This is a genomic window from Bradyrhizobium sp. CB2312 (genome assembly GCF_029714425.1).
Lineage (GTDB): Bacteria > Pseudomonadota > Alphaproteobacteria > Rhizobiales > Xanthobacteraceae > Bradyrhizobium.
Map to the genome: position 1 here is coordinate 9,096,707 of NZ_CP121668.1, position 24,392 is coordinate 9,121,098.

General features: G+C 64.1%; 27 protein-coding genes. 12 read left to right on the top strand and 15 right to left on the bottom strand.

Annotated features, from left to right (window positions below; genetic code table 11):
- Positions 1–15: 15 nt before the first annotated feature.
- From ureC to urtA, 11 genes are all read right to left on the bottom strand, one after another.
- The gene (ureC, locus tag QA642_RS43365; protein WP_283082272.1) at positions 16–1,731 is read right to left on the bottom strand and encodes an urease subunit alpha; all 1,716 of its coding nucleotides are present in this window, start codon (positions 1,729–1,731) and stop codon (positions 16–18) included.
- Positions 1,728–2,276 carry a hypothetical protein gene (locus QA642_RS43370; protein WP_283082273.1) on the bottom strand — a complete coding sequence of 183 codons (549 nt, stop codon included), beginning with the start codon at positions 2,274–2,276 and terminating at the stop codon, positions 1,728–1,730. The genes ureC and QA642_RS43370 overlap by 4 nt, the downstream gene beginning before the upstream one ends.
- A 20-nt stretch (positions 2,277–2,296) precedes the next feature.
- The gene (locus QA642_RS43375) at positions 2,297–2,836 is read right to left on the bottom strand and encodes an HD domain-containing protein (protein WP_283082274.1); all 540 of its coding nucleotides are present in this window, start codon (positions 2,834–2,836) and stop codon (positions 2,297–2,299) included.
- A gap of 157 nt (positions 2,837–2,993) precedes the next feature.
- Positions 2,994–3,299 (bottom strand): urease subunit beta, encoded by a 306-nt coding sequence (locus QA642_RS43380; RefSeq protein WP_026202067.1) that lies wholly within the window; start codon positions 3,297–3,299, stop codon positions 2,994–2,996.
- A gap of 133 nt (positions 3,300–3,432) precedes the next feature.
- Positions 3,433–3,735, bottom strand: a complete 303-nt coding sequence (locus QA642_RS43385) for an urease subunit gamma (RefSeq protein WP_007605424.1) — start codon at positions 3,733–3,735, stop codon at positions 3,433–3,435.
- A gap of 23 nt (positions 3,736–3,758) precedes the next feature.
- A complete protein-coding gene (locus QA642_RS43390; protein ID WP_283082275.1) occupies positions 3,759–4,589 on the bottom strand; it encodes an urease accessory protein UreD in 831 nt (276 codons plus the stop codon).
- Between the two features lie 34 nt (positions 4,590–4,623).
- Positions 4,624–5,319 carry an urea ABC transporter ATP-binding subunit UrtE gene (gene urtE, locus QA642_RS43395; RefSeq protein WP_283082276.1) on the bottom strand — a complete coding sequence of 232 codons (696 nt, stop codon included), beginning with the start codon at positions 5,317–5,319 and terminating at the stop codon, positions 4,624–4,626.
- Positions 5,320–5,322: 3 nt separating this feature from the next.
- On the bottom strand, positions 5,323–6,084 hold the full coding sequence (gene urtD / locus QA642_RS43400; RefSeq protein ID WP_283082277.1) for an urea ABC transporter ATP-binding protein UrtD: 762 nt from the start codon (positions 6,082–6,084) through the stop codon (positions 5,323–5,325).
- Positions 6,085–6,088: 4 nt separating this feature from the next.
- A complete protein-coding gene (gene urtC, locus QA642_RS43405) occupies positions 6,089–7,255 on the bottom strand; it encodes an urea ABC transporter permease subunit UrtC (protein ID WP_283082278.1) in 1,167 nt (388 codons plus the stop codon).
- Positions 7,252–8,859 (bottom strand): urea ABC transporter permease subunit UrtB, encoded by a 1,608-nt coding sequence (gene urtB / locus QA642_RS43410; RefSeq protein WP_283082279.1) that lies wholly within the window; start codon positions 8,857–8,859, stop codon positions 7,252–7,254. The genes urtC and urtB overlap by 4 nt, the downstream gene beginning before the upstream one ends.
- Positions 8,860–8,941: 82 nt before the next feature.
- Positions 8,942–10,264 carry an urea ABC transporter substrate-binding protein gene (gene urtA / locus QA642_RS43415; RefSeq protein ID WP_283082280.1) on the bottom strand — a complete coding sequence of 441 codons (1,323 nt, stop codon included), beginning with the start codon at positions 10,262–10,264 and terminating at the stop codon, positions 8,942–8,944.
- A gap of 481 nt (positions 10,265–10,745) precedes the next feature.
- On the opposite strand from urtA, the gene QA642_RS43420 reads away from it, so the two are divergent.
- From QA642_RS43420 to QA642_RS43430, 3 genes are all read left to right on the top strand, one after another.
- Positions 10,746–12,347, top strand: coding sequence for a DEAD/DEAH box helicase (locus tag QA642_RS43420; protein WP_283082281.1), 1,602 nt, complete (start codon positions 10,746–10,748; stop codon positions 12,345–12,347).
- A gap of 24 nt (positions 12,348–12,371) precedes the next feature.
- A complete protein-coding gene (gene infA, locus QA642_RS43425) occupies positions 12,372–12,662 on the top strand; it encodes a translation initiation factor IF-1 (protein WP_008546913.1) in 291 nt (96 codons plus the stop codon).
- A gap of 269 nt (positions 12,663–12,931) precedes the next feature.
- Positions 12,932–13,144: a cold-shock protein gene (locus QA642_RS43430; RefSeq protein WP_283082282.1), complete on the top strand. Its 213-nt coding sequence runs from the start codon at positions 12,932–12,934 to the stop codon at positions 13,142–13,144.
- 123 nt (positions 13,145–13,267) lie between these two features.
- Here the strand turns inward: QA642_RS43430 and QA642_RS43435 are convergent, their stop codons facing one another.
- The 4 genes from QA642_RS43435 to QA642_RS43450 form a co-directional block, all read right to left on the bottom strand.
- A complete protein-coding gene (locus QA642_RS43435) occupies positions 13,268–13,882 on the bottom strand; it encodes a TadE/TadG family type IV pilus assembly protein (RefSeq protein WP_283082283.1) in 615 nt (204 codons plus the stop codon).
- A gap of 23 nt (positions 13,883–13,905) precedes the next feature.
- Positions 13,906–14,478 (bottom strand): TadE/TadG family type IV pilus assembly protein, encoded by a 573-nt coding sequence (locus tag QA642_RS43440; protein ID WP_283082284.1) that lies wholly within the window; start codon positions 14,476–14,478, stop codon positions 13,906–13,908.
- Between the two features lie 210 nt (positions 14,479–14,688).
- Positions 14,689–15,198 (bottom strand): pilus assembly protein N-terminal domain-containing protein, encoded by a 510-nt coding sequence (locus tag QA642_RS43445; RefSeq protein WP_283082285.1) that lies wholly within the window; start codon positions 15,196–15,198, stop codon positions 14,689–14,691.
- Positions 15,199–15,365: 167 nt separating this feature from the next.
- The gene (locus tag QA642_RS43450; RefSeq protein ID WP_235543292.1) at positions 15,366–16,193 is read right to left on the bottom strand and encodes a sterol desaturase family protein; all 828 of its coding nucleotides are present in this window, start codon (positions 16,191–16,193) and stop codon (positions 15,366–15,368) included.
- Positions 16,194–16,462: 269 nt separating this feature from the next.
- Here QA642_RS43450 and QA642_RS43455 point away from each other — a divergent pair, with 269 nt between their 5' ends.
- The 9 genes from QA642_RS43455 to QA642_RS43495 all read left to right on the top strand — a co-directional run bounded on the left by QA642_RS43455 (position 16,463) and on the right by QA642_RS43495 (position 24,391).
- Complete coding sequence (locus QA642_RS43455; protein ID WP_008546920.1) at positions 16,463–16,627, top strand: Flp family type IVb pilin; 165 nt, start codon at positions 16,463–16,465, stop codon at positions 16,625–16,627.
- A gap of 70 nt (positions 16,628–16,697) precedes the next feature.
- The gene (locus QA642_RS43460; protein ID WP_283082286.1) at positions 16,698–16,844 is read left to right on the top strand and encodes a hypothetical protein; all 147 of its coding nucleotides are present in this window, start codon (positions 16,698–16,700) and stop codon (positions 16,842–16,844) included.
- Between the two features lie 132 nt (positions 16,845–16,976).
- Positions 16,977–17,501, top strand: coding sequence for a prepilin peptidase (locus QA642_RS43465; RefSeq protein WP_283082287.1), 525 nt, complete (start codon positions 16,977–16,979; stop codon positions 17,499–17,501).
- A gap of 128 nt (positions 17,502–17,629) precedes the next feature.
- Entirely contained in the window at positions 17,630–18,430 is an 801-nt protein-coding gene (gene cpaB, locus QA642_RS43470; protein ID WP_283082288.1) for a Flp pilus assembly protein CpaB, read from the top strand.
- Between the two features lie 11 nt (positions 18,431–18,441).
- A complete protein-coding gene (locus QA642_RS43475) occupies positions 18,442–19,890 on the top strand; it encodes a type II and III secretion system protein family protein (protein ID WP_283082289.1) in 1,449 nt (482 codons plus the stop codon).
- A gap of 20 nt (positions 19,891–19,910) precedes the next feature.
- Positions 19,911–20,645 (top strand): CpaD family pilus assembly protein, encoded by a 735-nt coding sequence (locus QA642_RS43480; RefSeq protein WP_283082290.1) that lies wholly within the window; start codon positions 19,911–19,913, stop codon positions 20,643–20,645.
- Positions 20,642–21,907 carry an AAA family ATPase gene (locus tag QA642_RS43485; RefSeq protein WP_283082291.1) on the top strand — a complete coding sequence of 422 codons (1,266 nt, stop codon included), beginning with the start codon at positions 20,642–20,644 and terminating at the stop codon, positions 21,905–21,907. Before QA642_RS43480 ends, QA642_RS43485 begins: the two co-directional genes overlap by 4 nt.
- Positions 21,908–21,928: 21 nt before the next feature.
- Complete coding sequence (locus QA642_RS43490) at positions 21,929–23,398, top strand: CpaF family protein (protein ID WP_283082292.1); 1,470 nt, start codon at positions 21,929–21,931, stop codon at positions 23,396–23,398.
- A gap of 15 nt (positions 23,399–23,413) precedes the next feature.
- Entirely contained in the window at positions 23,414–24,391 is a 978-nt protein-coding gene (locus QA642_RS43495) for a type II secretion system F family protein (RefSeq protein WP_283082293.1), read from the top strand.
- Position 24,392 lies beyond the last annotated feature (1 nt).

Here is a 24,392-nt window from a genome sequence, read left to right on the forward strand (position 1 = left end):
CGTTGAGCCGCTATTTCAGTACATGAAATATCGCTGCGCCATCGGCAGCACATCGGCGGGGGCGCAGGTGAGGAGTTCGCCGTCGGCGCGGACCTCATAGGTCTCCGGATCGACCTCGATATCGGGCGTGGCGTCGTTGTGGATCATGCTCTTCTTGGAGATCTTTCCGCGGGTGTTCTGGACCGCATAGAGCTTCTTCTCGATGCCGAGCTTTCGCGCGAGGCCGCCGGTGACCGCGGCTTTCGAGGTAAAGACGACGGAGGACGCGGTGCGCGCCTTGCCGAAGGCGCCGAACATCGGCTGGTAATGCACCGGCTGCGGCGTCGGAATCGAGGCGTTGGGATCGCCCATGGGCGCGGCAACGATGGTGCCGCCCTTGACGACGCAGTCCGGCTTGACGCCGAAGAAGGCCGGCGACCACAGCACGAGATCGGCAAGCTTGCCCTTCTCCACCGAGCCGATCAATTTTGACACGCCATGCGCAATCGCCGGGTTGATCGTATACTTGGCGATGTAGCGCTTGACGCGAAAGTTGTCGTTGTCCTTGCCCTTGTCCTGCGGCAGCGACCCGCGCTGCTTCTTCATCTTGTCCGCGGTCTGCCAGGTGCGGATGATGACCTCGCCGAGACGGCCCATGGCCTGCGAATCCGAGGACATCATCGAGAGCGCGCCGAGATCGTGCAGGATGTCCTCCGCCGCGATGGTCTCCTTGCGGATGCGGCTTTCCGCGAACGCCAGGTCTTCCGCGATCGACGGATCGAGGTGGTGGCACACCATCAGCATGTCGAGATGCTCGTCGATGGTGTTGCGGGTGAAGGGCCGCGTCGGGTTGGTCGAGGACGGCAGCACGTTCTTGAGCCCTGCGACCTTGATGATGTCAGGGGCGTGACCGCCGCCGGCACCTTCGGTGTGGAAGGCGTGGATGGTGCGGCCCTTGAAGGCCTTGATCGTGTCCTCGACGAAGCCGGATTCGTTCAGCGTATCGGAATGCAGCATGACCTGGATGTCGTAATCATCGGCGACCGACAGGCAATTGTCGATCGCGGCCGGCGTCGTGCCCCAGTCCTCGTGCAGCTTCAGCGCACAAGCGCCGGCCTTGATCATCTCGACCAGCGCAGCGGGACGCGAGGCGTTGCCCTTGCCGGAGATGCCGAGATTGACCGGGAAGGCATCGAACGACTGGATCATCCGCCCGATGTGCCACGGCCCCGGCGTGCAGGTCGTTGCGAAGGTGCCGTGCGAGGGACCAGTGCCGCCGCCCAGCATCGAGGTGACGCCGGACATCAGCGCGTGCTCGATCTGCTGCGGGCAAATGAAGTGGATGTGGCTGTCGAAGCCGCCGGCGGTCAGGATTTTTCCTTCGCCCGCGATCACGTCGGTGCCGGGGCCGATAATGATGGTGACGCCCGGCTGGATGTCGGGATTGCCGGCCTTGCCGATCGCCGAGATCATGCCGTCCTTGATCGCGACGTCGGCTTTCACGATGCCCCAATGATCGACGATCAGCGCATTGGTGATGACGGTGTCGGCCGCGCCCTGCTTGTTGGTGACCTGCGACTGCCCCATGCCGTCGCGGATCACCTTGCCGCCGCCGAACTTCACCTCCTCGCCATAGGTGGTGAAATCCTTCTCCACCTCGATGATGAGGTCGGTGTCGGCGAGCCGCACCCTGTCGCCGGTGGTCGGGCCGAACATGTCGGCATAGACGCGTCGGGAAATCCTGGATGTCATTTTGAAGCCTTTGGTCTGTCAGAGGGCTTTCGGCACGCCGATTGAAATTCTGCTATTTTGTCGAGGCCGGATTTGATGCCACCCTGAATTGGAGCACCGCCGATCTTGAACTTGAAAATGCCGGTCTTCCTAAACAAGTCGAATGCCGGCGTATCCGCGCTGATCTGGAAGCTGTAACCCCATCCACTGGCGTCCGAACTGGTTATGGCATCGAGGGAGGATTTCTCAGGTCCAGGACTGAGCTCCACGGTCGGATAGCCATCATCGAGAACCAGTTTGGCAATCGCGGCGCGCTCGCTCTTGTCCTTGATGTCCTTGTCGACCTTCACGAGGTCGGATCCGGCTTTGCACTCGAAGTGCAAATAGCCGATCGCATCGGTCGCCTCGTTGGTGTCCGCCGTGTAGAGCATCAACGCGTCGCCGGTCAGTTTTACCAGACGCCACTCGACTTCATGTGCAATGACGGCGCCGGAGGTCCAGCCGAGGATCAACGGGCTCAGAACGAGGGAGTTGACAACCCGACGGATGCCAGAGGCTTGTCCCACAACTCGATTCTTCCTCGCGCTCACAGCAAAGCCCTCGCTGCTTTCACGGTATCGTCGAATTTGGTGTCGAGCCATGGATTGCCGCCGCGACAGCCGGCGACGACCTGCTCGGCCCAGCCGGTGTAGTCGGCGAGGTCCTCGCGCTCCTCGTTGGTCGGATCGGACTGAATCCGCGCGCCGATATTGCTGACCTTGTCGGCGATCTTGATCAGCTTGGCGCCCGGAGATTTGTGCGGAGCGTCCTCGATCTGCTTCTGCCGCCGCTCGGCTTTCGGCAGGCTCATGTCGTCGGTGCATTCGACGACGAGCGAGGCGACACGCTCGGAGAATGTCTGCGCGAGCTCCTCGCGTGTGGTGTCGGTGTCCTCGATCGCATCGTGCAGCCAGCCTGCCGCGACCAGCTCGGCATCGGCGCCGTCGGTCGCGCTCGCAAGCAGGTTCGCGACCTCTGCGAGATGATTGATATAGGGCTCGTTGCCGCGCCCCTTGCGCGCCATGCCGTTGTGGCGGCGCGCAGCGAATTCAGCAGCTTCGGAGATGAGGCGGATTGGCGACAGCATGCTTAATGCTCCTCCAGACCGTTGGGCGCAACATGCCACATCACTCCCGTCGGAGTGCACAGCATACCCCTCTCCCCAACCCTCCCCCGCAAGGGGGGAGGAAGCCCGACCGGCGTGCTCACCTCACTGTGCATCACGGCACTCATCTCGGCTTACGTCACAGCTTCCCCATGACGTCGCCGCGGAAGCCGTAGATGGTCTTCTTGCCGGCCATCGCGACGAGCTGGACGTCGCGGGTCTGGCCGGGTTCGAAGCGGACGGCGGTGCCGGCGGCGATGTCGAGGCGCATGCCGCGGGCTTTCTTGCGGTCGAACTTCAGCGCCGGGTTGGTCTCGAAGAAATGGTAGTGCGAGCCGACCTGGATCGGCCGGTCGCCGGTGTTGGCGACCGTCAGCGTCACGGTCTTGCGGCCGGCATTGAGCTCGATCTCGCCGTCCTGGATGAAGAGTTCGCCGGGGATCATGTCTGCTACCTCGTCTTGCTCCGCCGCGTCATGGCCGGGCTTGTCCTGGCCATCCACGTAGCGCCACCTGGTTCGAAGGTCGTGGATGCCCGGGACAAGCCCGGGCATGACGTCGTTGATACGATGTCGCGCCTCACCTGATCGGCTCGTGCACGGTGACGAGCTTGGTGCCGTCCGGAAAGGTCGCCTCGACCTGGATGTCGTGGATCATCTCGGGAATGCCCGGCATCACCTGGTCGCGGGTGAGCACCTGCGCGCCGGATTGCATCAACTCGGCGACGGTGCGGCCGTCGCGCGCGCCCTCGAGAATGAAATCGGAGATGATCGCGATCGCCTCCGGATGGTTGAGCTTGACGCCGCGATCCAGCCGGCGCCGGGCCACGATGGCGGCCATCGAGATCAGAAGCTTGTCCTTTTCGCGGGGAGACAGGTTCATGAAAATCTCTTCCGTTCAACGCATCAATTCAACCAGAGCCGCGGCAAGGCGGCACCGGTGCGCGCCAGCACGGCCATCATGTCGTCGCGCAAACGCGCCGCATCTTGGGCACAGAACCGCGCCATTGCAAAGCCATTCCAGGCGGAGATTCCGACCTCGCCGGAGAATGAATCCGAGGCCGCGCGGATTTTTTCGACCAGGGCCTCATCGCCAGGGACGATCAGCGCCGTGCCGATCGCGGCGCCGCCTTTGGCGATGGCGGACCGGCCAAGTTTGGCGCCGATATCGCCGTCGAGCCTGACGGTCTCGGCGAACACCAGCCTGCCGCCGCGGCGTAGCCGCCAGCGGTCGACGAACTCGCCTTGCTCCATCCGCTCGCCCATCGCGGTGCGGCCGAATACGACAATTTCACAAAGCAGGAGCGAAGCGGCCTCGTCGAGCTCGATGTCGAAACGGCGATGGACCCGGGCGCGATCGAACAGGATCGTCTCCTGGGGCAGCCAGGCAAGATGCGCGCCTGCGGCGACCTTCAAGCCGATATTGAGCTGCGCCGCTGCGCCGGGCGCGCGATAGACCTTTTCAGCGGCCGCCGTGGTCAACGTCAGACGTGCAGCGTCGGCGGCCGAGATCTCGATATCAAAACGATCGCCGCCGGCAACCCCGCCGGCCGTGTTGACGAACACGCCGGACAGCCCCTCGCCTTCTGGTGACGGAAACCGTACGCGCAGCGAGCCGGATTCATGCAAGGCGCCGCGCCGCGTGACGCCATCGCGGGCATGCACGTCGAAGCGCACCGCGCCGCGGGCGCGGTTCGCTTCGAAAACTCCTGATGTGACTGATAGCTCGCTGCGCATCCGCCTCCCCAGCCGGTCGCGGCAAATTTCCGGGCTACAGCGCCATCTGGCGGCTGATCTCGCTCGGGTCGAGATTGGAGCGGTCGCAAGTGAACTTCACCGCGCCGCGATCCATCACGGCAAAACTGTCGCCGAGTTCGCAGGCAAAGTCGAGATATTGTTCGACCAGCACGATGGCGATGTTGCCGAGGTTGCGGAGATACGAGATGGCGCGGCCGATGTCCTTGATGATCGAGGGCTGGATGCCCTCGGTCGGCTCGTCGAGCAGCAGCAGTTTTGGCCGCATCACCAGCGCGCGGCCGATCGCGAGCTGCTGCTGCTGGCCGCCGGAGAGGTCGCCGCCGCGGCGGCCGAGCATGGATTGCAACACCGGAAACAGCGAGAACACGTCGTCCGGAATGTGCTTGTCCTCGCGCTTCAGCGGGCCGAAGCCGGTCTTGAGGTTCTCCTCGACCGTCAAAAGCGGAAAGATCTCGCGGCCCTGTGGCACGAAGCCGATGCCCTTGCGAGCGCGCTCATAGGGTTTGAGGCCGGTGATGTCGCTGCCGTCGAGCACGATCGCACCCGAGGAGATCGGGTACTGCCCGACTATGGCGCGCAGCAGCGAGGTCTTGCCGACGCCGTTGCGACCGAGCACGCAGGTCACCTTGCCGGGCTCGGCCGAAATCGAGACGCCGCGCAGCGCCTGCGCCGCGCCGTAGAACAGGTTGATGTCCTTGACCTCAAGCATCGCTCAGCGTCCCAGATAGACTTCGATGACCCGCTCGTTGGACGAGACCTGGTCGATGGTTCCTTCCGCGAGCACGGTGCCCTCGTGCAGGCAGGTGACCTTGACGCCGAGCTCGCGCACGAAGGTCATGTCGTGCTCGACGACCATCACGGTGTGGGTCTTGTTGATCTCTTTCAGGAGCTCGGCGGTGAGATGCGTCTCGACATCGGTCATTCCCGCGACGGGCTCGTCGACGAGGAGCAGCTTCGGATCCTGCGCCAGCAGCATGCCGATCTCGAGCCATTGCTTCTGGCCGTGGCTGAGGCTGCCAGCGAGGCGGTTGCGCGCGTCGGTGAGGCGGATCGTCTCCAACACCTTGTCGATGCGCTCGGATTCCGCCTTGCTGCCGCGCCAGAACAACGTGCCCTTGACGCTGTGGTCGACATTGAGCGCCAACAGCAGATTGTCCTGCACGGTCTGGCTCTCGAATACGGTCGGCTTCTGGAATTTGCGGCCGATACCGAGCTCGGCGATGCGGGTCTCGTCGAGCCGCGTCAAATCGGTGACGCCGTCGAACAGCACGGTGCCCTCGTCCGGCTTGGTCTTGCCGGTGATGATGTCCATCATCGTGGTCTTGCCGGCGCCGTTCGGGCCGATGATGGCGCGCATCTCGCCGGGCCCGAGCGTCAGCGACAAATTGTTGATGGCGTGGAAGCCGTCGAACGAGACGTGCACGCCGTCCAGGTAAAGCATCGCGGAAGTCGCGCGGGTGTCCATGACGTTCATCGCGTTACTCCGCCATCTTCGGTTGGGTGACGCCGTCTTCGGCCGCAGCGCTCGCCGTGGTCGCGGCGCGCTTTTCCTTCGACTGGTCCCACCAGGCGTTGAAGGTGCCGACGATGCCCTTCGGCAGCAGCAGCGTCACCAGGATGAACAGCGCACCCAGCATGAACAGCCAGTACGGCGCGAGCACGCCCGAGGTGAAGAACGTCTTGGCGTAGTTGACGACGACGGCGCCGAGCGCAGCGCCGACCAGCGTGCCGCGGCCACCGACCGCAACCCAGATCACCGCCTCGATCGAATTGCCGGGGGCGAATTCGGATGGATTGATGATGCCGACCTGCGGCACGTAGAGCGCGCCGGCGACGCCGGCCATGCACGCCGACACCGTAAAGACGAACAGCTTGTAGGATTCGACGCGGTAGCCGAGGAAGCGCGTGCGCGATTCCGCATCGCGCACGGCGATCAAGACCTTGCCGAGCTTGGACGAGACGATGGCACGGCAGATCAGGAAGCCCACGATCAGCGCCAGGCAGCTCAGCGCGAACAAGGCGGCGCGGGTGCCCTCCGCCTGCACGTTGAAGCCCAGGATGTCCTTGAAGTCGGTGAGGCCGTTATTGCCGCCAAAACCAAAGTCGTTGCGGAAGAAGGCAAGCAGCAGCGCATAGGTCATCGCCTGCGTGATGATCGACAGGTACACGCCGGTGACGCGGGAGCGGAAGGCGAGCCAGCCGAAGCAGAAGGCGAGCAGGCCGGGCACAACCAGCACCATCAGCGCCGCGAACCAGAACATGTCGAAGCCGTACCAGTACCAGGGCAGCTTCTCCCAGTTTAGGAACACCATGAAGTCGGGCAGGATCGGATTGCCGTAAACGCCGCGGGTGCCGATCTGCCGCATCAGATACATGCCCATGGCGTAGCCGCCGAGCGCGAAGAAGGCGCCGTGGCCGAGCGAGAGGATGCCGCAATAGCCCCAGATCAGATCGATCGCGAGCGCGAGGATTGCGTAGCAGACATATTTGCCCCAGAGCGCGACCAGATAGGTCGGCACCTGCAGGAACGAGCCTGCCGGCAGCAGCAGGTTGGAGAGCGGGATGAGGATGCCGCAGGCCGCGACGATCGCGAGGAAGATGGTCGCGCCGCGGTCCAGCGATCGGGTCAGCATGTGAGGGGTCATGCTTCCACCGCACGGCCCTTGAGCGCGAACAGTCCGCGCGGGCGCTTTTGAATGAACAGGATGATGAGGACCAGGATCGCGATCTTGCCGAGCACGGCGCCGGCGACCGGCTCCAGGAACTTGTTGGCGATGCCGAGCGTGAAGGCGCCCACCAGCGTGCCCCAGAGATTGCCGACGCCGCCGAACACCACGACCATGAAGCTGTCGATGATGTAGCTCTGGCCGAGATTGGGGCTGACATTGTCGATCTGCGACAGCGCCACACCGGCAATGCCCGCAATGCCCGAGCCGAGGCCGAAGGTCAGCGCGTCGACGCGCGAGGTCGCGATGCCCATCGAGGCCGCCATGCGGCGGTTCTGCGTCACCGCGCGCATCTCGAGGCCGATCGCGCTGTAGCGCAACATCGCCAGCAGGATCGCGAACACGGCGAGCGTGAAGCAGAGGATCCAGAGCCGGTTATAGGTGATGGTGATCTGGCCGAGTTCGAACGCGCCGCTCATCCAGGAGGGGTTGCCGACCTCGCGGTTGGTCGGGCCGAACATGGTGCGCACCGCCTGCTGCAGCACCAGCGACAGGCCCCAGGTAGCAAGCAGCGTCTCGAGCGGACGACCGTAGAGGAAACGGATGATGCTGCGCTCGATCAAGACGCCGATGGCGCCGGCGACCAGAAAGGCGAGCGGCACGGCGATCAGGAGCGAATAGTCGAACAATGCGGGATAACGCGTGCGGATCACCTCCTGCACCACGAAGGTGGTGTAGGCCCCTATCATCACCATCTCGCCATGGGCCATGTTGATGACGCCCATCACGCCGAAGGTGATGGCAAGGCCGATCGCGGCGAGCAGCAGCACCGAGCCGAGCGAGAGGCCGTACCAGGCGTTCTGCACCGTGGACCAGACCGCGAGCGAAGACTGGATCGAGCTGATCGCGCTGGCCGCGGCCTTGGTCACCGAGGCCGGCTGGTCGCCCATGCCGGTGAGCAGCGCCAATGCCTCCTGGTCGCCGCGCGCCTTGAGGGTGGCGACCGCCTCGAGCTTCTCGACCTCGCTGGCATCGGACTTGTACAGCAGGATCGCCGCGCGGGCTTCGCCGAGCGCAGCCTTGACGGATTTGTTGGTCTCCTTGGCGAGTGCGGCATCGACGGCGTCGAGCGCGGTCTCCTCGTGCGACTTGAAGACGGATTGCGCGGCCTGGAGGCGCGTCGCTAGGTCCGGCGATTGCAGCGTCAGGCTGCCGAGCGCGGCGTCGACGCTGCGGCGCAGGCGGTTGTTCAGACGCACCGCGCTCGCGCTGTCGGGAACGCTGGCGACGGGCTCGCCCGTCGCGGCATCGATCGACTTGCCGTCGGTGTCGGTGACGTAAACCTTCTTGCTGTCGGGGTCCGCCATGAGGCGGCCGTCCTGAAGCGCGCTGATGATGGGGAACGCCAGCTTGTTGCCGCTGGCCGCGACAACGCCGATCGCCTCATCGGTATCGGAAAAATCGTCGTTGGCGAACTTGGCGACCGCGTCCTCGAACGGACCGGCGAAGGCCGGCAGTGCGAACGCGACCAGGAATAGCGAGAGAACAAACGAACAGAGACGTGCGGACAGAATGGTTGGCACTGTGAATCACCCCGGCAGAAGTGGGGAGAAGGCGGCGGAATAGCCGCCTCCTCCCGTCGTGCAATGAACCTTCAGATCCGGATCAGGAGCCCGAGCCGAGGCACTTGTTGGTCTTGGTGTTGAAGTTGCCGCACTTCTTGCCGACCCAGTCGCCGATCAGGTCCTTGGAGCCGTCAAGCTCCTTCGACCAAGCATCGCCGGCCACGAGGCCCGGGGTCTTCCAGACCACGTCGAACTGGCCGTTCGCCTTGATCTCGCCGATGAACACCGGCTTGGTGATGTGGTGGTTCGGAAGCATCTTGGAGGTGCCGCCGGTCAGGTTCTTGGCTTCGATGCCCGGGAGAGCGTCGATCACCTTGTCCGGATCGGTCGACTTCACCTTCTCGACCGCCTTGACCCACATGTCGAAGCCGATCACGTGCGCTTCCATCGGATCGTTGGTCACACGCTTCGGATTCTTGGTGTAGGCCTGCCAGGCCTTGATGAACTTCTCGTTCTCCGGGGACTTGATCGACTGGAAGTAGTTCCAGGCAGCGAGGTGGCCGAGCAGCGGCTTGGTGTCGATGCCGGCGAGCTCTTCCTCACCCACCGAGAACGCGACGACCGGGATGTCCTTGGCCTTGATGCCCTGGTTGCCGAGCTCCTTGTAGAAGGGAACGTTGGCGTCGCCGTTGATGGTCGAGACCACCGCGGTCTTCTTGCCGGCCGAGCCGAACTTCTTGATGTCGGCCACGATCGTCTGCCAGTCGGAATGACCGAACGGCGTGTAGTTGATCATGATGTCTTCCTGGGCGACACCCTTGGACTTCAGATAGGCTTCCAGGATCTTGTTGGTGGTGCGCGGATAGACGTAGTCGGTGCCGGCGAGCACCCAGCGCTTCACCTTCTCGTCCTTCATCAGATAGTCGACGGCGGGGATCGCCTGCTGGTTCGGCGCAGCGCCCGTGTAGAACACGTTACGCTCGGACTCTTCGCCCTCGTACTGCACGGGGTAGAACAGGATGTTGTTGAGCTCCTTGAACACCGGGAGCACCGACTTGCGCGACACCGAGGTCCAGCAGCCGAACACGACCGAGACCTTGTCCTTGGTGATCAGCTCGCGGGCCTTCTCGGCGAACAGCGGCCAGTTCGAAGCGGGGTCGACGACGACGGCCTCGAGCTTCTTGCCGAGCACGCCGCCCTTCTTGTTCTGCTCGTCGATCAGGAAGAGGATGGTGTCCTTCAGCGTGGTTTCGCTGATGGCCATGGTGCCGGACAGGGAATGAAGCACGCCGACCTTGATGGTGTCGTCCGCGGCCTTCGCACCGGAAATGGAAGCCAGGCCGAGCATCAGGCCGGCGGTCGCGGCGAGCACGCCGCGGCGGCTGAATGATGCCGCTATATCGTGAGTGGATTTGCTAAACATGATTGTCTCGTCTCCCTGACGCAGGCGTGAATACGCTGCGAAACGGCCCCACGGCCGCCTGCGATTAACGGAATCGCAAGAACCATGCCATGCCCGAGGCACCCACCAAGCTTTTGTTATTGCTTGGAAAATTGTCAGAAATCAAAGTTTCGCCGCAGTCATATCGCCTAAATATCAGGCAATTGAAATGTATGCGAAAGCGGCAGGCAGATCATTTTGTAAGCAAAATGCGGCTTCTGGCTAAATTTCCGGCATAACTATTTCTGCACCGCAATCGTTGTTTCGGGCACGCTTGCCTTGAAAGCGCCCCCTCGATGTTCCATATGAACGGCCGAGACCTCTTGCGAATCAAAGGGGTCGTAGCGAGCCGCGTGTTCTTAAGCCCCCTTCGGGCCTCTGGCTTGCCCCATATCTCCCAAGCCATCCGACACCCCAAACACGCAGGTGTCTTCTCGACACCCTTTTGCGCGCGCCGCGCTAGATGCGCCGGGCGTCCGCTTTTGACATGGAAAGAACCCGTCGTTTGACTTCGTTTCAGGACTTCGGCCTCGCCGAACCCATCGCCCGCGCTCTTCGCGAAGAGAATTACGTCACTCCCACCCCAATCCAGGCCCAAACCATTCCGCTGGCGCTGACCGGCCGCGACGTGGTCGGCATCGCCCAGACCGGCACCGGCAAGACCGCGTCCTTCGCGCTGCCGATCCTGCATCGTCTGCTCGAGAACCGCATCAAGCCGCAGCCGAAGACCGCCCGCGTCCTGGTGCTGTCACCCACCCGCGAGCTCTCGGGGCAGATCCTCGACAGCTTCAACGCCTATGGCCGCCACATCCGCCTGTCCTCGACGCTCGCCATCGGCGGCGTGCCGATGGGCCGACAGGTCCGTTCCCTAATGCAGGGCGTCGACGTGCTGGTCGCGACCCCGGGCCGCCTGCTCGATCTCGTGCAGAGCAACGGGCTGAAGCTCTCGAGCGTTGAATTCCTCGTGCTCGACGAGGCCGACCGCATGCTCGACATGGGTTTCATCAACGACATCCGCAAAATCGTCGCCAAGCTGCCGATCAAGCGGCAGACGCTGTTCTTCTCGGCCACCATGCCGAAGGACATCGCCGAGCTTGCCGATTCCATGCTGCGCGATCCCGCCCGCGTCGCGGTGACCCCGGTCTCCTCGACCGCCGAGCGGATCAACCAGCGCATCCTCCAGGTCGATTTCTCGGCCAAACCCGCCTTCCTGACCAAGCTGCTGAAGGACGAAGAGATCAACCGCGCGCTGGTCTTCACCCGCACCAAGCACGGCGCCGACAAGGTGGTGAAGACGCTGGCCAAGGCCGGCATCGCCGCCAACGCCATCCACGGCAACAAGTCGCAGAACCACCGCGAGCGCACGCTGGCGCAGTTCCGCTCCGGCGAGATCCGCACCCTGGTCGCCACCGACATCGCCGCCCGCGGCATCGACGTCGACGGCATCAGCCACGTCATCAATTTCGACCTGCCCAACGTGCCCGAGACCTATGTCCACCGCATCGGCCGCACCGCGCGCGCCGGCGCCGACGGCACCGCGATCTCGCTGGTCGCCGGTGGCGAGGAGCTCAGCTATCTCCGCGACATCGAGCGGCTGATCAAGGTGGCGCTGCCGCGCGAAGATCTTCGCACCGACGCCGGCCGCCGCGATGCGGGTCCCCCGGCGCCGCAACAACGACAGGGCCGGCCGGGCGGCCGCCCGGGCCAGCGTCCGCAGGGCGCACGGCACGGTGACGGACGGCGTACCGACGAAAGGCATGCCGACGGCCGACACCACAGCGCCGGCAGGCAGGGCGAAGGACGGCATGTCGACGGACGGCCCGGCGAAGGACGCCATGTCGAAGGCAGACCTGTTGATGGCAGGCCCGGTGAAGGCCACAAGGCCTCCAAGGGGTCTCGCCGTCGCCGCGGTTCCGGTGGTAAGATGAACTCCTCACCAACCGATCGGTCGGAACAGCGTCCCGCGCATAGCGCAGGCAAGCCTGATGGAATACAAGGCGTTGCCTTTTTGCGCCGCGAGAGTCGTCCCGCCGGTCGACCGAACCGCAATCCTCATTCGCACTAGCCGTCCACGACTGGAGACAACCACATGGCTAAGGAAGAGCTGATCCAGTTCGAAGGACTGGTCACCGAAATCCTCCCCGACGCGCGCTACCGCGTGCAGCTCGACGCCGGACACGAGATCGTCGCCTACACCGCCGGCAAGATGAAGAAGAACCGCATCAAGACGCTGGCGGGCGACCGCGTGACGGTGGAGATGTCGCCCTACGACCTCGAGAAGGGCCGGCTGATTTTCCGCCACAAGGACGAACGTCCTGCAACGGCCGGTGGACCGCCGCGAGGCGGGCCGCAGCGCGGCGGTCAGTTCCGCCGCCGCTGATCGACTCCGTCGCGCGAGCGCGGAAATAAAATTCAAGCCTGTATGCTGATCCGCCGTGCGCATCGCGGCGGATCAAAAAATCGTGCACGTCAGGATTGTTCTGAGGCCCTATTTCCAATAAAATGAATTAATCGATTTTCGGCCGGACGACATTAGCATCCACCGGTACAGCCGGTTCAGACACGCTGACGACCCTTCCAAAAATTCGATCTAACCTGCCTGCGCGAGCGGGCTTTTACATTGTGTGTATCTGAGAAGGGACGACCCCCATGAGCATGGGAACCGTGAAGTGGTTTAACGCAACCAAGGGCTATGGCTTCATTGCGCCCGACGACGGCGGCAACGACGTGTTCGTTCACATCAGCGCCGTCGAGCGCGCCGGCCTCGGCTCGCTGCGCGAAGGCCAGAAGATCTCCTACGAGATCGTGGCCGACCGCCGTTCCGGCAAGCAGGCAGCCGACAACCTCCGCGCCGCCGGCTGAGTTACCGCTCACGGCCAAAAGGCTCGAGCGAACACGTCGCAAATCGACAAGTCAGACAAAGTCAAAAGAAAAGGCCGGGCGCAGCGCACGGCCTTTTTTCATATTCGCGCCCGCGCGCAGATTTCAGCACGACGACGGTACGTTGTTGTAGGGAACGCAGGTGGTCTGCCGCGGCCGCGTGTAGGCAACATCGCTCAGCGGCAGGCTCGACTTCAACACGTAGCCGATCGTAGGTGAGTAAGTGTAGCTCGCCTCGCCGAGAATGAGGTAGGTCGACGGAACCAGGAGCGTCGCGGGGATTATCGAGGTGACCTTATCGCCGGCCTTCCGGGCAGAGGTCGCCAGCGTCGCTTGCGTCGCTCCGCTCGCAATGGTGCCGGCCTTACTCCACTGCACCGTGGCGATGCTGTCGGTATCGATGTAGATCTGCGAGATCGTGCCCTTCACGAGAGTACCGTCGTAAGGCTGGATGATCGATATGCTTGCCGTGAACGTGTCCAGCATGTCGCTATCGGCGAGCTTGACCGACTGCGACGTCAAATCGGACAGGGTTCGTGCGATCAACGTGATCTTGCGATCGATCGCCACGGCCGACGAGAACTCGACGGTGCCGAAGAACATCACCAGCATGACCGGAACGATGACGGCGAACTCGGTCGCCGCGAGTGCGCGCCTGTCGGCGACGAACTCGCGCACGGAGCTACGGGCATTCCTCCAGATATTCGCAATCGCCTGCATTGGTCAGCTCGGATCCATCTGTCTCAGAACGGTTCGTTCTTGAATGCGGCGGTCGCCGCCAGCAACCGCTTGTTGCCACACCCCATGTTGAAGCCGAGCCCGGTGACGATGAGCGGCCACTGATAGAACAGGCGCACCACGACGACCTGGCCGGAGCCTCCGGGACTGTACTGCACGCCGCTTGGGCTGAAGCTGCAGGAATCGCCATAATTGGTGAGGCTCAACGCTCCGAACGAGCCCGCGCTCACGACGTCGATGGACAGCTTGCTGCAATCAAACAACGCTGGGATCTGGCTGCAGACGAAGGTCTTGAATGTCGCCTGCGAACAGGGAGTGCTCACGCCGGATACCGCGCAGGCCGTCACCGTGCCGGATTGCGCCTGCCCGGTCAGCAACACGCGGGCGGAATTCTGCGTGACCGTTTCGAGCACCTGGCCTGCGAAGAACATGATCGCCACCTCGATGATGGCGAACAGCAGCGCGAAGAAGATCGGTGCGACCAACGCAAACTCGACGGCGGCGGAGCCGCGGCGGTTGCGGCGAAACCGGCGCAACGCGGCGAGCAGCGTCAACCTCGTAGGTGCAGGCGATGGCATCGCGTCAAATTCCCCAGCAGCGGACGATCATCTGCCGCGATCAATAGCGGAAACTGATTGTTTAAGTGTTTCAGGCGATCCGCACCCGCCGGACCGCACCGTTAACGGCGCGCTAACCACGAGCGACTCGCGGAGACGAGGCTCGCCGCAAGCGAACGTTGCGGGCAGGACCAGCGATCCTGCCCGGGCAAATCGTGCCGGTTCGTCTTGCTAGTTGGTTTTGGCGGGGCCACCACCACCGCCGCCGGCATTGCCGCTGGCAGTGCTGCTCAGCGAACCGGCCTGGCTCATGGTGTTGTTGAAATAGGTGTCGCTGTCGCCCAGCGTCACGCGGCGCTGGCAAAGCGGCATGCAGCTGTAGGACTCGCGCTCGATCCCGCGATAGACGGTGACGAGCCGGTCGCTCGGGCCTTCAACCTGGATCTGGCGGTCGACCAGGATCTCGCCGCCGCGGTCGAGCGCAATGAAATTGGTGGCGCCGTAGCCCTTTCCGGTCACGACGATCATGCCGCCGGGCTGGAGCGTGACGTCTGCGATCAGGGGATTGCCGACCACGATGGTCGCCACCTTGCCCGGAAGCCGGACCAGCTTGGCCTGGTCGACATTGACCGCGATGGTATCGGCAGTCGGCTCGGCAACGCCGGCAGAAGGCGATGCCAGCACCGCAGCCGCAACCAGAAGACAGACGCGCGCATGACGGCGCAGCAACTCTTTACGCATACTTTTACCCCCGGGACGTCACAAACCGGCAGAAGCGAACAGATAACAGCGGAGCCGGTGCCCGACCCGGCTAACCTGCCTTTAATTCGTGAACGTTCCGCAAATTCGCCGACCATTGTTTGAACGGACCGGCATTTTGCGGCCCGCGAGGGTCCCGGACCCCGCCTCTAGCGCCGGAACGGATAGGCGAGCTGGCCGGCGATCTCCTTCGGCATGGTCGCTTCGTCCTTGCCGTAATCCTTCGGCAGCTCACCCTTCGGCATGCGGAAGGTGCCGAACAGCACGTCCCAGACCGGGAAGGTGCCGGCGAAATTGGTGTCGCCGCCTTCCTCGAGCGACGTGTGGTGCCAGCGGTGGAACACCGGCGTCGCCAGCACGTATCTGAACGGCCCGAAGGTCCAGTTCAGGTTGGCGTGCACGAAGGCCGAATGGAAGGTGGTGAACGGACCGACCCAGATCATCACGTTCGGCGAGATGCCGGCCATCAGCAGCACGACGTCGACGCCGATCGTGCCGAGCACCAGATTCACCGGATGAAAGCGGGCCGCCGAGATCCAGCTGATCTCCTCGGAGGAGTGATGGATGGCGTGGTATTTCCAGAACTCGCCGCCGTGAAACAGCCGATGCAGCCAGTACAGCATGAAGTCGGCGAGCACCAGGAACAGCACGCCCTGCACCCAGAGCGGCAGTTGCGAGAGCGGGCCGTGACCGTTGTCGTAGAAGGCGATCAGCTCGTCGGCGTCGTGAATGTTGAAGACGATGCCGGCGGTGACGATCAACAGCCCGATCCGCATGGTGCGGGCGAATACCGGAACGAAGAACCAATAGCAGATGTCCGTGACGATCTCCCGCTTGCGCCACCACGACGGACCGGGATTGCAGGCCCAGAAATGTTCGAGCACCGTGAAAACCACCGCGAGCGCGAAGGTGACGGGGATGACCTTCTCGATGGTCTCGCCAAGCATCAGGGCGACTTGCATGGGCAGGCTCGACATCGTCGCCTCTCTTCTGAACTCTCGTCCCGCTTAGGCCTACTCCGCGAAATTTAAGGGAGGGTGAAGCCGGCGCGGCGCATGCGGCAGGTCCGGAACCGACGCGAATTGGGGCTTGCGTCTTAAGGCGACATTCACTCTGGCCAAAAGCGCCGCGCAGGACGCGTGTTTGCGCGATCGAATTAACTCTACCGAAAGAGCTCGGCTCTCATGTTCGGCGCGTCAACGACGGCGCCGAACGAGGCGAACACACACCAGATGGAGTTACGTTCATGAAAAATCTGATTGCGCGTTTCGCGAAGGACGAATCCGGCGCCACCGCCATCGAATACGGCCTGATCGCCGCCGGTATCGCGCTGGCCATCATCACCGTCGTCAACAACCTCGGCAGCACGATGAACACCAAGTTCGGCTCGATCAGCTCCTCGCTGAAGTAAGCCCCCGAGATACGACGGCAAAAGCCCCGGACTTCCGGGGCCTTTGTTTTTTCGAAGACGGCGAGTTCCAGTGGCGTTGCGCAAGTACAGAACCGATGCCGCGGTCGCGGCGAACGAGGCGGAGGCGGCGCAGACCGGCTCGCCGGCCTATTGGGTCTGCCTTGCGCTGCTGCTTGCGACGATCGCGCTCGCCGCGCGCATTGCCAGCTTCTGGTGAACGCGCTTTCGGCGGACTTCTGCCCCCAAGGCCGCGGCCGTCGTTGTCGGTTTGTTTAGCACTGCCGGCTAGCATCGCGCGACGCCCGATCCCGCGACGAACCCAGGCTCAAGAACAGGCCTCAAGACGCCCATGATCCTCGACCTTGCGCGCCTTCTGCTCTTTCCGGCCCTGATGGCCTTCGCCGCAGCGAGCGATCTCTTCACGATGACGATCTCGAACCGGGTGTCGCTGGCGCTGATGGCGGGCTTCTTCGTGCTCGCTTTCGCCGGTGGCATGGCACCTTACGAGATGCTCAGCCATGTCGGCGCCGGCGCGCTGCTGCTGGCCGTGGCCTTCACCTGCTTTGCGATGGGCTGGATGGGCGGCGGCGACGCCAAGGTCGCAGCTTCCGTCGCGCTGTGGTTCGGCTTCGCGCCCCTGATGGACTTCCTGCTCTACGCCTCGCTGTTCGGCGGTGCGCTGACGCTGCTGCTGCTCCAGTTCCGGCAATGGCCGCTGCCCTTTGGCCTTGCCGGCCAGGCCTGGCTTGCACGGCTGCACGACAAGGAAACCGGCATTCCCTACGGCATCGCGCTCACGCTTGGCGCGCTGATGGTCTATCCGGAGACCGAGTGGGTGAAGGCGATCGACCTTACTCACTTCGCACTGCGTTGAACACGCCGGGTAAACCAGGCGTTAAGGCGATTTAGATACGCCTCATTAACCATGCTTTGACGAATAGCTGGTCAACTGCCGATTACGGCGGCGGCAGCGTCGCGGCGTTTTGTTGGAAAGTGAAGCGTATGAATAGGGCACGCATTGTCGTCCTGACGGTTGCCATCTGCGCCGGCGGCGTCGCCGCGTATCTGGCGAGCGGCTCGGACAATTCTGCGCCGATTCAAGTGGCGCAAGCCCCGCAGCTTCCGACCGTCGACGTCCTGGTGGCCAAGAACGACATCGGCCTCGGCCAGACCGTGAAGCCGGACGACGTGCAATGGCAGACCTGGCCGGCCGCGACTGCCAGCCCCACCTTCATCCGCCGCAACGAGCGTCCCGAGGGCGCATCCCAGGTGACCGGCTCGATCGCGCGCGCGCCTTTCATCCAGGGTGAGCCGATCCGCGACCAGAAGCTGGTCAAGGCCGAGGGCTCCGGCTTCATGGCGGCCATCCTGCCGACCGGCATGCGGGCGATCTCGACCGAGATCTCGCCGGAGACCGGCGCGGGCGGCTTCATCCTGCCCAACGATCGCGTCGACGTGCTTCTGACCCGCCGCCTGAAGAACCCCGACCAGAGCAGCGGCGCGCCCGATATCGTCACGTCCGAGATCATCCTGTCCAACGTCCGCGTCCTCGCCATCGATCAGGCTCCGAAGGAGAAGGACGGCCAGAACACGGTGGTCGGCAAGACCGTCACGCTCGAGCTCAATCCGGCGCAGACCCAGGCGCTCTCATCGGCCCGTCAGGCCGGAACGCTGTCGCTGGCGCTGCGCAGCATCGCCGACGTCAAGATGAGCGAGATCACGCTCGACGATTCCTTGCAGAAGCGCGATGGCGTTTCGATCATTCGCTACGGTATCCCGAGCTCGACCGCGAAGGCACGATGAGGACTGTCGATATGAAATGCAGGGCAGATTTGGCGACGATGCGAACCTCACTGGTCCGCGCCCTGTCGTTCTCGGCCGCTCTTGCGCTGACGCTGAACCCGGTGATCGCCGCCGACTACCGCCCCGTGGCGCCGGTCGCGGCGGACGGCCAGATGAACGCGCGCTTCCTCTCGCTCGGCGTCGGCAAGTCCGTCGTGATCGACCTGCCGCGCGACATCAAGGACGTGCTGGTCGCCGACCCCAAGATCGCCAATGCGGTGGTCCGCTCGGCGCAGCGCGCCTACATCATCGGCGCCTCGGTCGGCCAGACCAACATCGTGTTCTTCGATTCCGCCGGCCAGCAGATCGCGGCCTATGACATCGCCGTCAAGCGCGATCTCAACGGCGTGCGGGCCGCATTGAAACAGGTCCTGCCGAACGCCGACATCCAGATCGACGGGCTCGGCGACGGCGTCGTGCTGAGCGGCACGGCGGCGAATCCGGTGGAAGCGCAGCAGGCCAACGATCTCGCCGCGCGCCTCGCCGGCGGCGCTGATAAGGTACTGAACTCGATCGTGCTCCGCGGCCGCGATCAGGTCATGCTGAAGGTGACGGTCGCCGAAGTCCAGCGCAACATTGTCAAGCAGCTCGGCATCGACCTTTCGGCAAACCTCAATTACGGCACCTCGGTGGTGAACTTCGCCAACACGAACCCGTTCTCTGCGCTTGGCCATAACCTCGTGGACGGCAACAGCCTGAGCGCCAAATTCGGCGCCACCCCCTCGGTGCAGGCCACCCTGCGTGCGATGGAAGCCGCGGGCGTGATCCGCACCCTGGCCGAACCGAACCTGACCGCGATCTCCGGCGAATCGGCAACATTCCTCGCCGGTGGCGAATTCCCGGTTCCGGGAGGCGCGCCCTCTTGCGCACCTAGCCCGGGGGGAGCCTTTCTCTGTACTCAAACGGTCACGTACAAGAAATTCGGCATTTCGTTGAATTTCACGCCGGTCGTGTTGAGCGAAGGGCGTATCAGCCTGCATGTGATGACGGAAGTATCAGACGTGTCGATGCAGAACGCGATCACCCTTGGCGGAGTTACCATTCCTTCGCTCACCACCCGCCGGGCCGAGACCTCGCTGGAAATTCCTTCCGGCGGCGCCATGGCAATGGCCGGCCTGATCCAAAACCAGACCAAACAGGCGATCAACGGACTGCCCGGCATGATGCAGCTTCCGGTCCTCGGTACGCTGTTCCGCAGCCGCGATTTCGTCAACAACGCGACCGAGCTGGCCGTGATCGTGACCCCTTATATCGTGCGCGCCGTGGCGCAGAAGGACTTGTCGCGGCCCGATGACGGCTTCGCAGCGCCCGCCGATCCACAGGCCGAGCTGATCGGCAACATCAACCGCATCTACGGCGTGCCCGGCCGGACCGAACCGGCCAAGAATTACCGCGGCACTTACGGCTTCATTACCGACTGAGGCGGAACGGGGACTTCACGATGATGACAAGACCACCCCAGCTTCGCAAACGCGCCATCCGCCTCGGTGGCGCGCTCGTCGGCATGGCGCTCGCGCTCGGCGGCTGCCAGCACGACGAGGTGACGACCGCCTCGATTCCCGACGACTACAAGCAGCGCCATCCGATCGCGATCGAGGAGCAGAACCGCTCGATCGTCGTCTTCGTCGGCCATGCCCGCGGCGGATTGACCGCCGCCCAGCGCGCCGACGTGATGGGCGTCGCGTCGGCCTGGCTGCATGAAGGCACCGGTGCGATCCGCATCGACGTGCCGTCCGGCACGCCCAATGCGCGTCCGGTCGGGGAGACGATGCGTGAGATCCAGGCCATGCTGGCGGGAGCCGGCATTCCCCCGCGCGGCATCAACGTTCGTCCGTATCAGCCGGAAGACAGGCGCTTCCTGCCGCCGATCCGGCTCACTTATTCCAGGATCGCCGCGGTCGCGGGCCCCTGCGGCCTGTGGCCCGAGGATATCGGCCCCTCGATGAAGAACAAGGGCTGGTTCGAGAACAAGGACTATTACAACTACGGCTGCGCCTATCAGCGCAATCTGGCGGCGATGGTCGACAATCCGTCGGATCTCGAGCAGCCGCGGCCTGAAACACCGCCCTACACAGCGCGTCGCATCACGGCCTTCGAGAAATATCGCAAGGGAACGACGACGGCGACGACCTATCCCGAAGCCGACAGGGCCAAACTCAGCGACACCGGCAAATGATCAGCTACGCTCGCCAGACCCAAGAAGAGCAGCCGGAGGCCCCGCCGCCGGTCGAGGAGCATATTGCGCCCGCGCCGCGTGTCTCGGTCCAGGCCTTCTGCGAGACCGTGGAGACTGCGGCCGCGGTGCAGTCGGCCGGCGAGGATCGCCGTCTCGGCAAGGCCCATCTGAAGATCCAGATGGGCGGCATGGCGGCCGCGATCGAGGCCTACCGCTCCGCACCGACACCGAACGTGATCGTGCTCGAGAGCGACGGCCGCAATGATCTCCTGGGCGGGCTCGACCAGCTCGCCACCGTCTGTGACGCCGGCACCCGCGTGGTCGTGATCGGCCGCATCAACGACGTCATGCTCTACCGCGAGCTGGTGCGCCGCGGCGTCAGCGATTACGTGCTCGCGCCGGTCGGCCCGATCGACGTCGTCCGCTCGATCTGCAACCTGTTCTCGGCGCCTGAAGCCAAGGCAGTCGGCCGCATCATCGCCGTGGTCGGCGCCAAGGGCGGCGTCGGCGCATCCACCATCTCGCACAACGTCGCCTGGGCGATCGCGCGCGACCTCGCGATGGACGCGGTGGTCGCCGATCTCGACCTTGCCTTCGGCACCGCCGGGCTCGACTACAACCAGGACCCGCCGCAGGGCATTGCCGATGCCGTGTTCTCGCCTGACCGCGTCGACACCGCCTTCATCGACCGCCTGCTGTCGAAATGCACCGACCATCTCAGCCTGCTGGCGGCGCCGGCGACGCTCGACCGAGTCTATGATTTTGGCACCGACGCCTTCGATGCCGTGTTCGACACGCTGCGCTCCACCATGCCCTGCATCGTGCTTGACATCCCGCATCAATGGTCGGGCTGGACCAAGCGCGCCCTGATCGGAGCAGATGACATCCTGATCGTGGCGGCGCCCGACCTCGCTAACTTGCGCAACACCAAGAACCTGGTCGATCTGCTCAAGGCCTCGCGTCCCAACGACCGGCCGCCTCTCTACTGCCTGAACCAGGTCGGCATCCCCAAACGGCCCGAAATCGCGGCGGCAGAGTTCGCCAAGGCGATCGAGAGCCAGCCGGTGGTCTCGATCCCGTTCGAGCCGCAGATCTTCGGCTCGGCGGCCAACAACGGCCAGATGATCGCGGAGATCTCCGCCAACCACAAGTCGATCGAGATGTTCCTTCAGATCGCCCAGCGCCTGACCGGCCGTAGCGAAACGAAGAAACAAAAGTCGTCCCTGCTTTCACCGCTGATTGAGAAGTTGCGGGGAAAATAGGCCGCCGCATGGAGTCGTTAAGTGTTCGGTAAGCGTAGCGGAACAGACACCGACCTTCGGGCCCCCAAGCCCGGCGCTGTGTCGCCAGAGCCTGCCCAGGCTCCGGCGCCCGCCGTGTCGCGCGCGCCGACCCCGCCGGCCGTCGCCTCGCCGCCGCTTGCCCCTGCCAAAGCCCCGCCTCCTCCGGCCATGGAGAGCCGCCGCTCGGACAATTATTACGAGGTCAAGGCCACCATCTTCGGGGCGCTGATCGAGGCCATCGACCTCGCCCAGCTCGCCAAGCTGGATTCGGAATCGGCGCGCGAGGAAATCCGCGACATCGTCAACGAGATCATCGCGATCAAGAACATCGTGATGTCGATCGCCGAGCAGGAAGAGCTGCTCGACGACATCTGCAACGACGTGCTCGGCTACGGCCCGCTCGAGCCCCTGCTGTCGCGCGACGACATCGCCGACATCATGGTGAACGGCGCCAACACCGTCTACATCGAGGTCGGCGGCAAGATCCAGCGCACCGGTATCCGCTTCCGCGACAACCAGCAGCTGCTCAACATCTGCCAGCGCATCGTCAGCCAGGTCGGCCGGCGCGTCGACGAATCCTCGCCGATCTGCGACGCGCGCCTCGCCGACGGCTCCCGCGTCAACGCCATCGTGCCGCCGCTGTCGATCGACGGCCCCGCGCTCACCATCCGCAAGTTCAAGAAGGACAAGCTGACGCTGGATCAGCTCGTCAAGTTCGGCGCGATCTCGCCGGAGGGCGCCGAGATCCTCCAGATTATCGGCCGCGTCCGCTGCAACGTGCTGATCTCCGGCGGTACCGGCTCGGGCAAGACCACGCTGCTCAACTGCCTCACCAACTACATCGAGCACGACGAGCGCGTCATCACCTGCGAGGACGCCGCCGAGCTCCAGCTCCAGCAGCCCCATGTGGTGCGGCTGGAGACCCGGCCGCCCAACATCGAGGGCGAGGGCCAGGTCACCATGCGCGAACTGGTGCGCAACTGCCTGCGTATGCGCCCCGAACGCATCATCGTCGGCGAGGTCCGCGGACCCGAGGCGTTCGACCTGCTCCAGGCCATGAACACGGGCCATGACGGCTCGATGGGCACGCTGCACGCCAACAACCCGCGCGAGGCGCTGTCGCGCTGCGAATCCATGATCACGATGGGCGGCTTTTCGCTTCCTTCGCGAACCATTCGCGAGATGATCTGCGCCTCGATCGACGTCATCATCCAGGCCGCGCGCCTCCGCGACGGCTCGCGCCGCATCACCCACATCACCGAGGTGATGGGCATGGAAGGCGACACCATCATCACCCAGGACATCTTCCTCTACGACATGGTCGGCGAGGACGCCAACGGCAAGATCATTGGCCGGCACCGCTCGACCGGCATCGGCCGTCCGAGGTTCTGGGAGCGGGCCCGCTATTATGGCGACGAGAAACGCCTTGCCGCCGCGCTCGACGCTGCGGAAGTGGCGCCGAAGACATAACCAGGTCAGCGCGCCATGAACATGCAGGTCCTCGCCCTCGCCTTCCTCGCCACCGCCGCCGTCGGCGGCATCGCCTGGGTCTTCCTCTATCCGCTGCTATCGGGGGAACGGAAGGCCGAAAGCCGCCGTGCCTCGATCGCGCGCGCCGAGGCGCCGACCGCGCGCCAGGCCGAGAAGACGCAACGTTCGCGCCGCGAGCAGGTCGAGACCACGCTCAAGGATCTCGAGGCACGGCGCCTCCAGGAAAAGAGCGCCTCGCTCAGCGTGCGCCTGTCGCAGGCGGGGCTCGACTGGACGCCGCAGAAATTCTGGATCGTGTCCGCCGTCGTGGCGGGCGTGTGCTTCGCCGCCGTTATGTTCGCCGGCGGCGGCCTGCTCGGCGCCGGCGGCTTCGCCTTTGCCGCCGGCTTCGGCCTGCCGCGCTGGGCGCTCGGCTTCCTGAAGAAGCGCCGCGAAACCAAGTTCCTGCAGGCGCTGCCCGACGCGGTCGACGTCATCGTGCGCGGCATCAAGGCGGGCCTGCCGCTGTTCGAATCGATCAAGGTCGTCGCCGCCGACTCACCGGAGCCACTGCGCAGCGAATTCCTCGCCATCATCGAGACGCAGGCGATCGGCATGCCGCTCGGCGAGGCCTGCTCGCGGCTGTACGAGCGCATGCCGCTGCCGGAAGCCAATTTCTTCGGCATCGTGGTGTCGATCCAGCAGAAATCGGGCGGCAACCTCTCCGAAGCGCTCGGCAACCTCTCCAAGGTGCTGCGCGACCGCAAGAAGATGAAGGAGAAGATCCAGGCGATGTCGATGGAAGCCAAGGCCTCCGCCGGCATCATCGGTTCGCTGCCGCCGATCGTGATGTTCCTCGTCTATCTCACGACGCCGCAATACATCTCCCTGCTTTGGACCCATCCGACCGGCCAGTTCATGCTGGTCTGCTGCGTCATCTGGATGTCGATCGGCATCATGGTGATGAAGAAGATGATCAATTTCGACTTCTGAC

Coding starts and splice junctions, on each gene's coding strand:
- ureC (WP_283082272.1), bottom strand. CDS start 1,731: ATGACATCCAGGATTTCCCGACGCGTCTATGCCGACATGTTCGGCCCG.
- QA642_RS43375 (WP_283082274.1), bottom strand. CDS start 2,836: ATGCTGTCGCCAATCCGCCTCATCTCCGAAGCTGCTGAATTCGCTGCG.
- QA642_RS43380 (WP_026202067.1), bottom strand. CDS start 3,299: ATGATCCCCGGCGAACTCTTCATCCAGGACGGCGAGATCGAGCTCAAT.
- QA642_RS43385 (WP_007605424.1), bottom strand. CDS start 3,735: ATGAACCTGTCTCCCCGCGAAAAGGACAAGCTTCTGATCTCGATGGCC.
- QA642_RS43390 (WP_283082275.1), bottom strand. CDS start 4,589: ATGCGCAGCGAGCTATCAGTCACATCAGGAGTTTTCGAAGCGAACCGC.
- urtE (WP_283082276.1), bottom strand. CDS start 5,319: ATGCTTGAGGTCAAGGACATCAACCTGTTCTACGGCGCGGCGCAGGCG.
- urtD (WP_283082277.1), bottom strand. CDS start 6,084: ATGAACGTCATGGACACCCGCGCGACTTCCGCGATGCTTTACCTGGAC.
- urtC (WP_283082278.1), bottom strand. CDS start 7,255: ATGACCCCTCACATGCTGACCCGATCGCTGGACCGCGGCGCGACCATC.
- urtA (WP_283082280.1), bottom strand. CDS start 10,264: ATGTTTAGCAAATCCACTCACGATATAGCGGCATCATTCAGCCGCCGC.
- QA642_RS43420 (WP_283082281.1), top strand. CDS start 10,746: ATGCGCCGGGCGTCCGCTTTTGACATGGAAAGAACCCGTCGTTTGACT.
- infA (WP_008546913.1), top strand. CDS start 12,372: ATGGCTAAGGAAGAGCTGATCCAGTTCGAAGGACTGGTCACCGAAATC.
- QA642_RS43430 (WP_283082282.1), top strand. CDS start 12,932: ATGAGCATGGGAACCGTGAAGTGGTTTAACGCAACCAAGGGCTATGGC.
- QA642_RS43435 (WP_283082283.1), bottom strand. CDS start 13,882: ATGCAGGCGATTGCGAATATCTGGAGGAATGCCCGTAGCTCCGTGCGC.
- QA642_RS43440 (WP_283082284.1), bottom strand. CDS start 14,478: ATGCCATCGCCTGCACCTACGAGGTTGACGCTGCTCGCCGCGTTGCGC.
- QA642_RS43445 (WP_283082285.1), bottom strand. CDS start 15,198: ATGCGTAAAGAGTTGCTGCGCCGTCATGCGCGCGTCTGTCTTCTGGTT.
- QA642_RS43450 (WP_235543292.1), bottom strand. CDS start 16,193: ATGTCGAGCCTGCCCATGCAAGTCGCCCTGATGCTTGGCGAGACCATC.
- QA642_RS43455 (WP_008546920.1), top strand. CDS start 16,463: ATGAAAAATCTGATTGCGCGTTTCGCGAAGGACGAATCCGGCGCCACC.
- QA642_RS43465 (WP_283082287.1), top strand. CDS start 16,977: ATGATCCTCGACCTTGCGCGCCTTCTGCTCTTTCCGGCCCTGATGGCC.
- cpaB (WP_283082288.1), top strand. CDS start 17,630: ATGAATAGGGCACGCATTGTCGTCCTGACGGTTGCCATCTGCGCCGGC.
- QA642_RS43475 (WP_283082289.1), top strand. CDS start 18,442: ATGAAATGCAGGGCAGATTTGGCGACGATGCGAACCTCACTGGTCCGC.
- QA642_RS43480 (WP_283082290.1), top strand. CDS start 19,911: ATGATGACAAGACCACCCCAGCTTCGCAAACGCGCCATCCGCCTCGGT.
- QA642_RS43485 (WP_283082291.1), top strand. CDS start 20,642: ATGATCAGCTACGCTCGCCAGACCCAAGAAGAGCAGCCGGAGGCCCCG.
- QA642_RS43495 (WP_283082293.1), top strand. CDS start 23,414: ATGAACATGCAGGTCCTCGCCCTCGCCTTCCTCGCCACCGCCGCCGTC.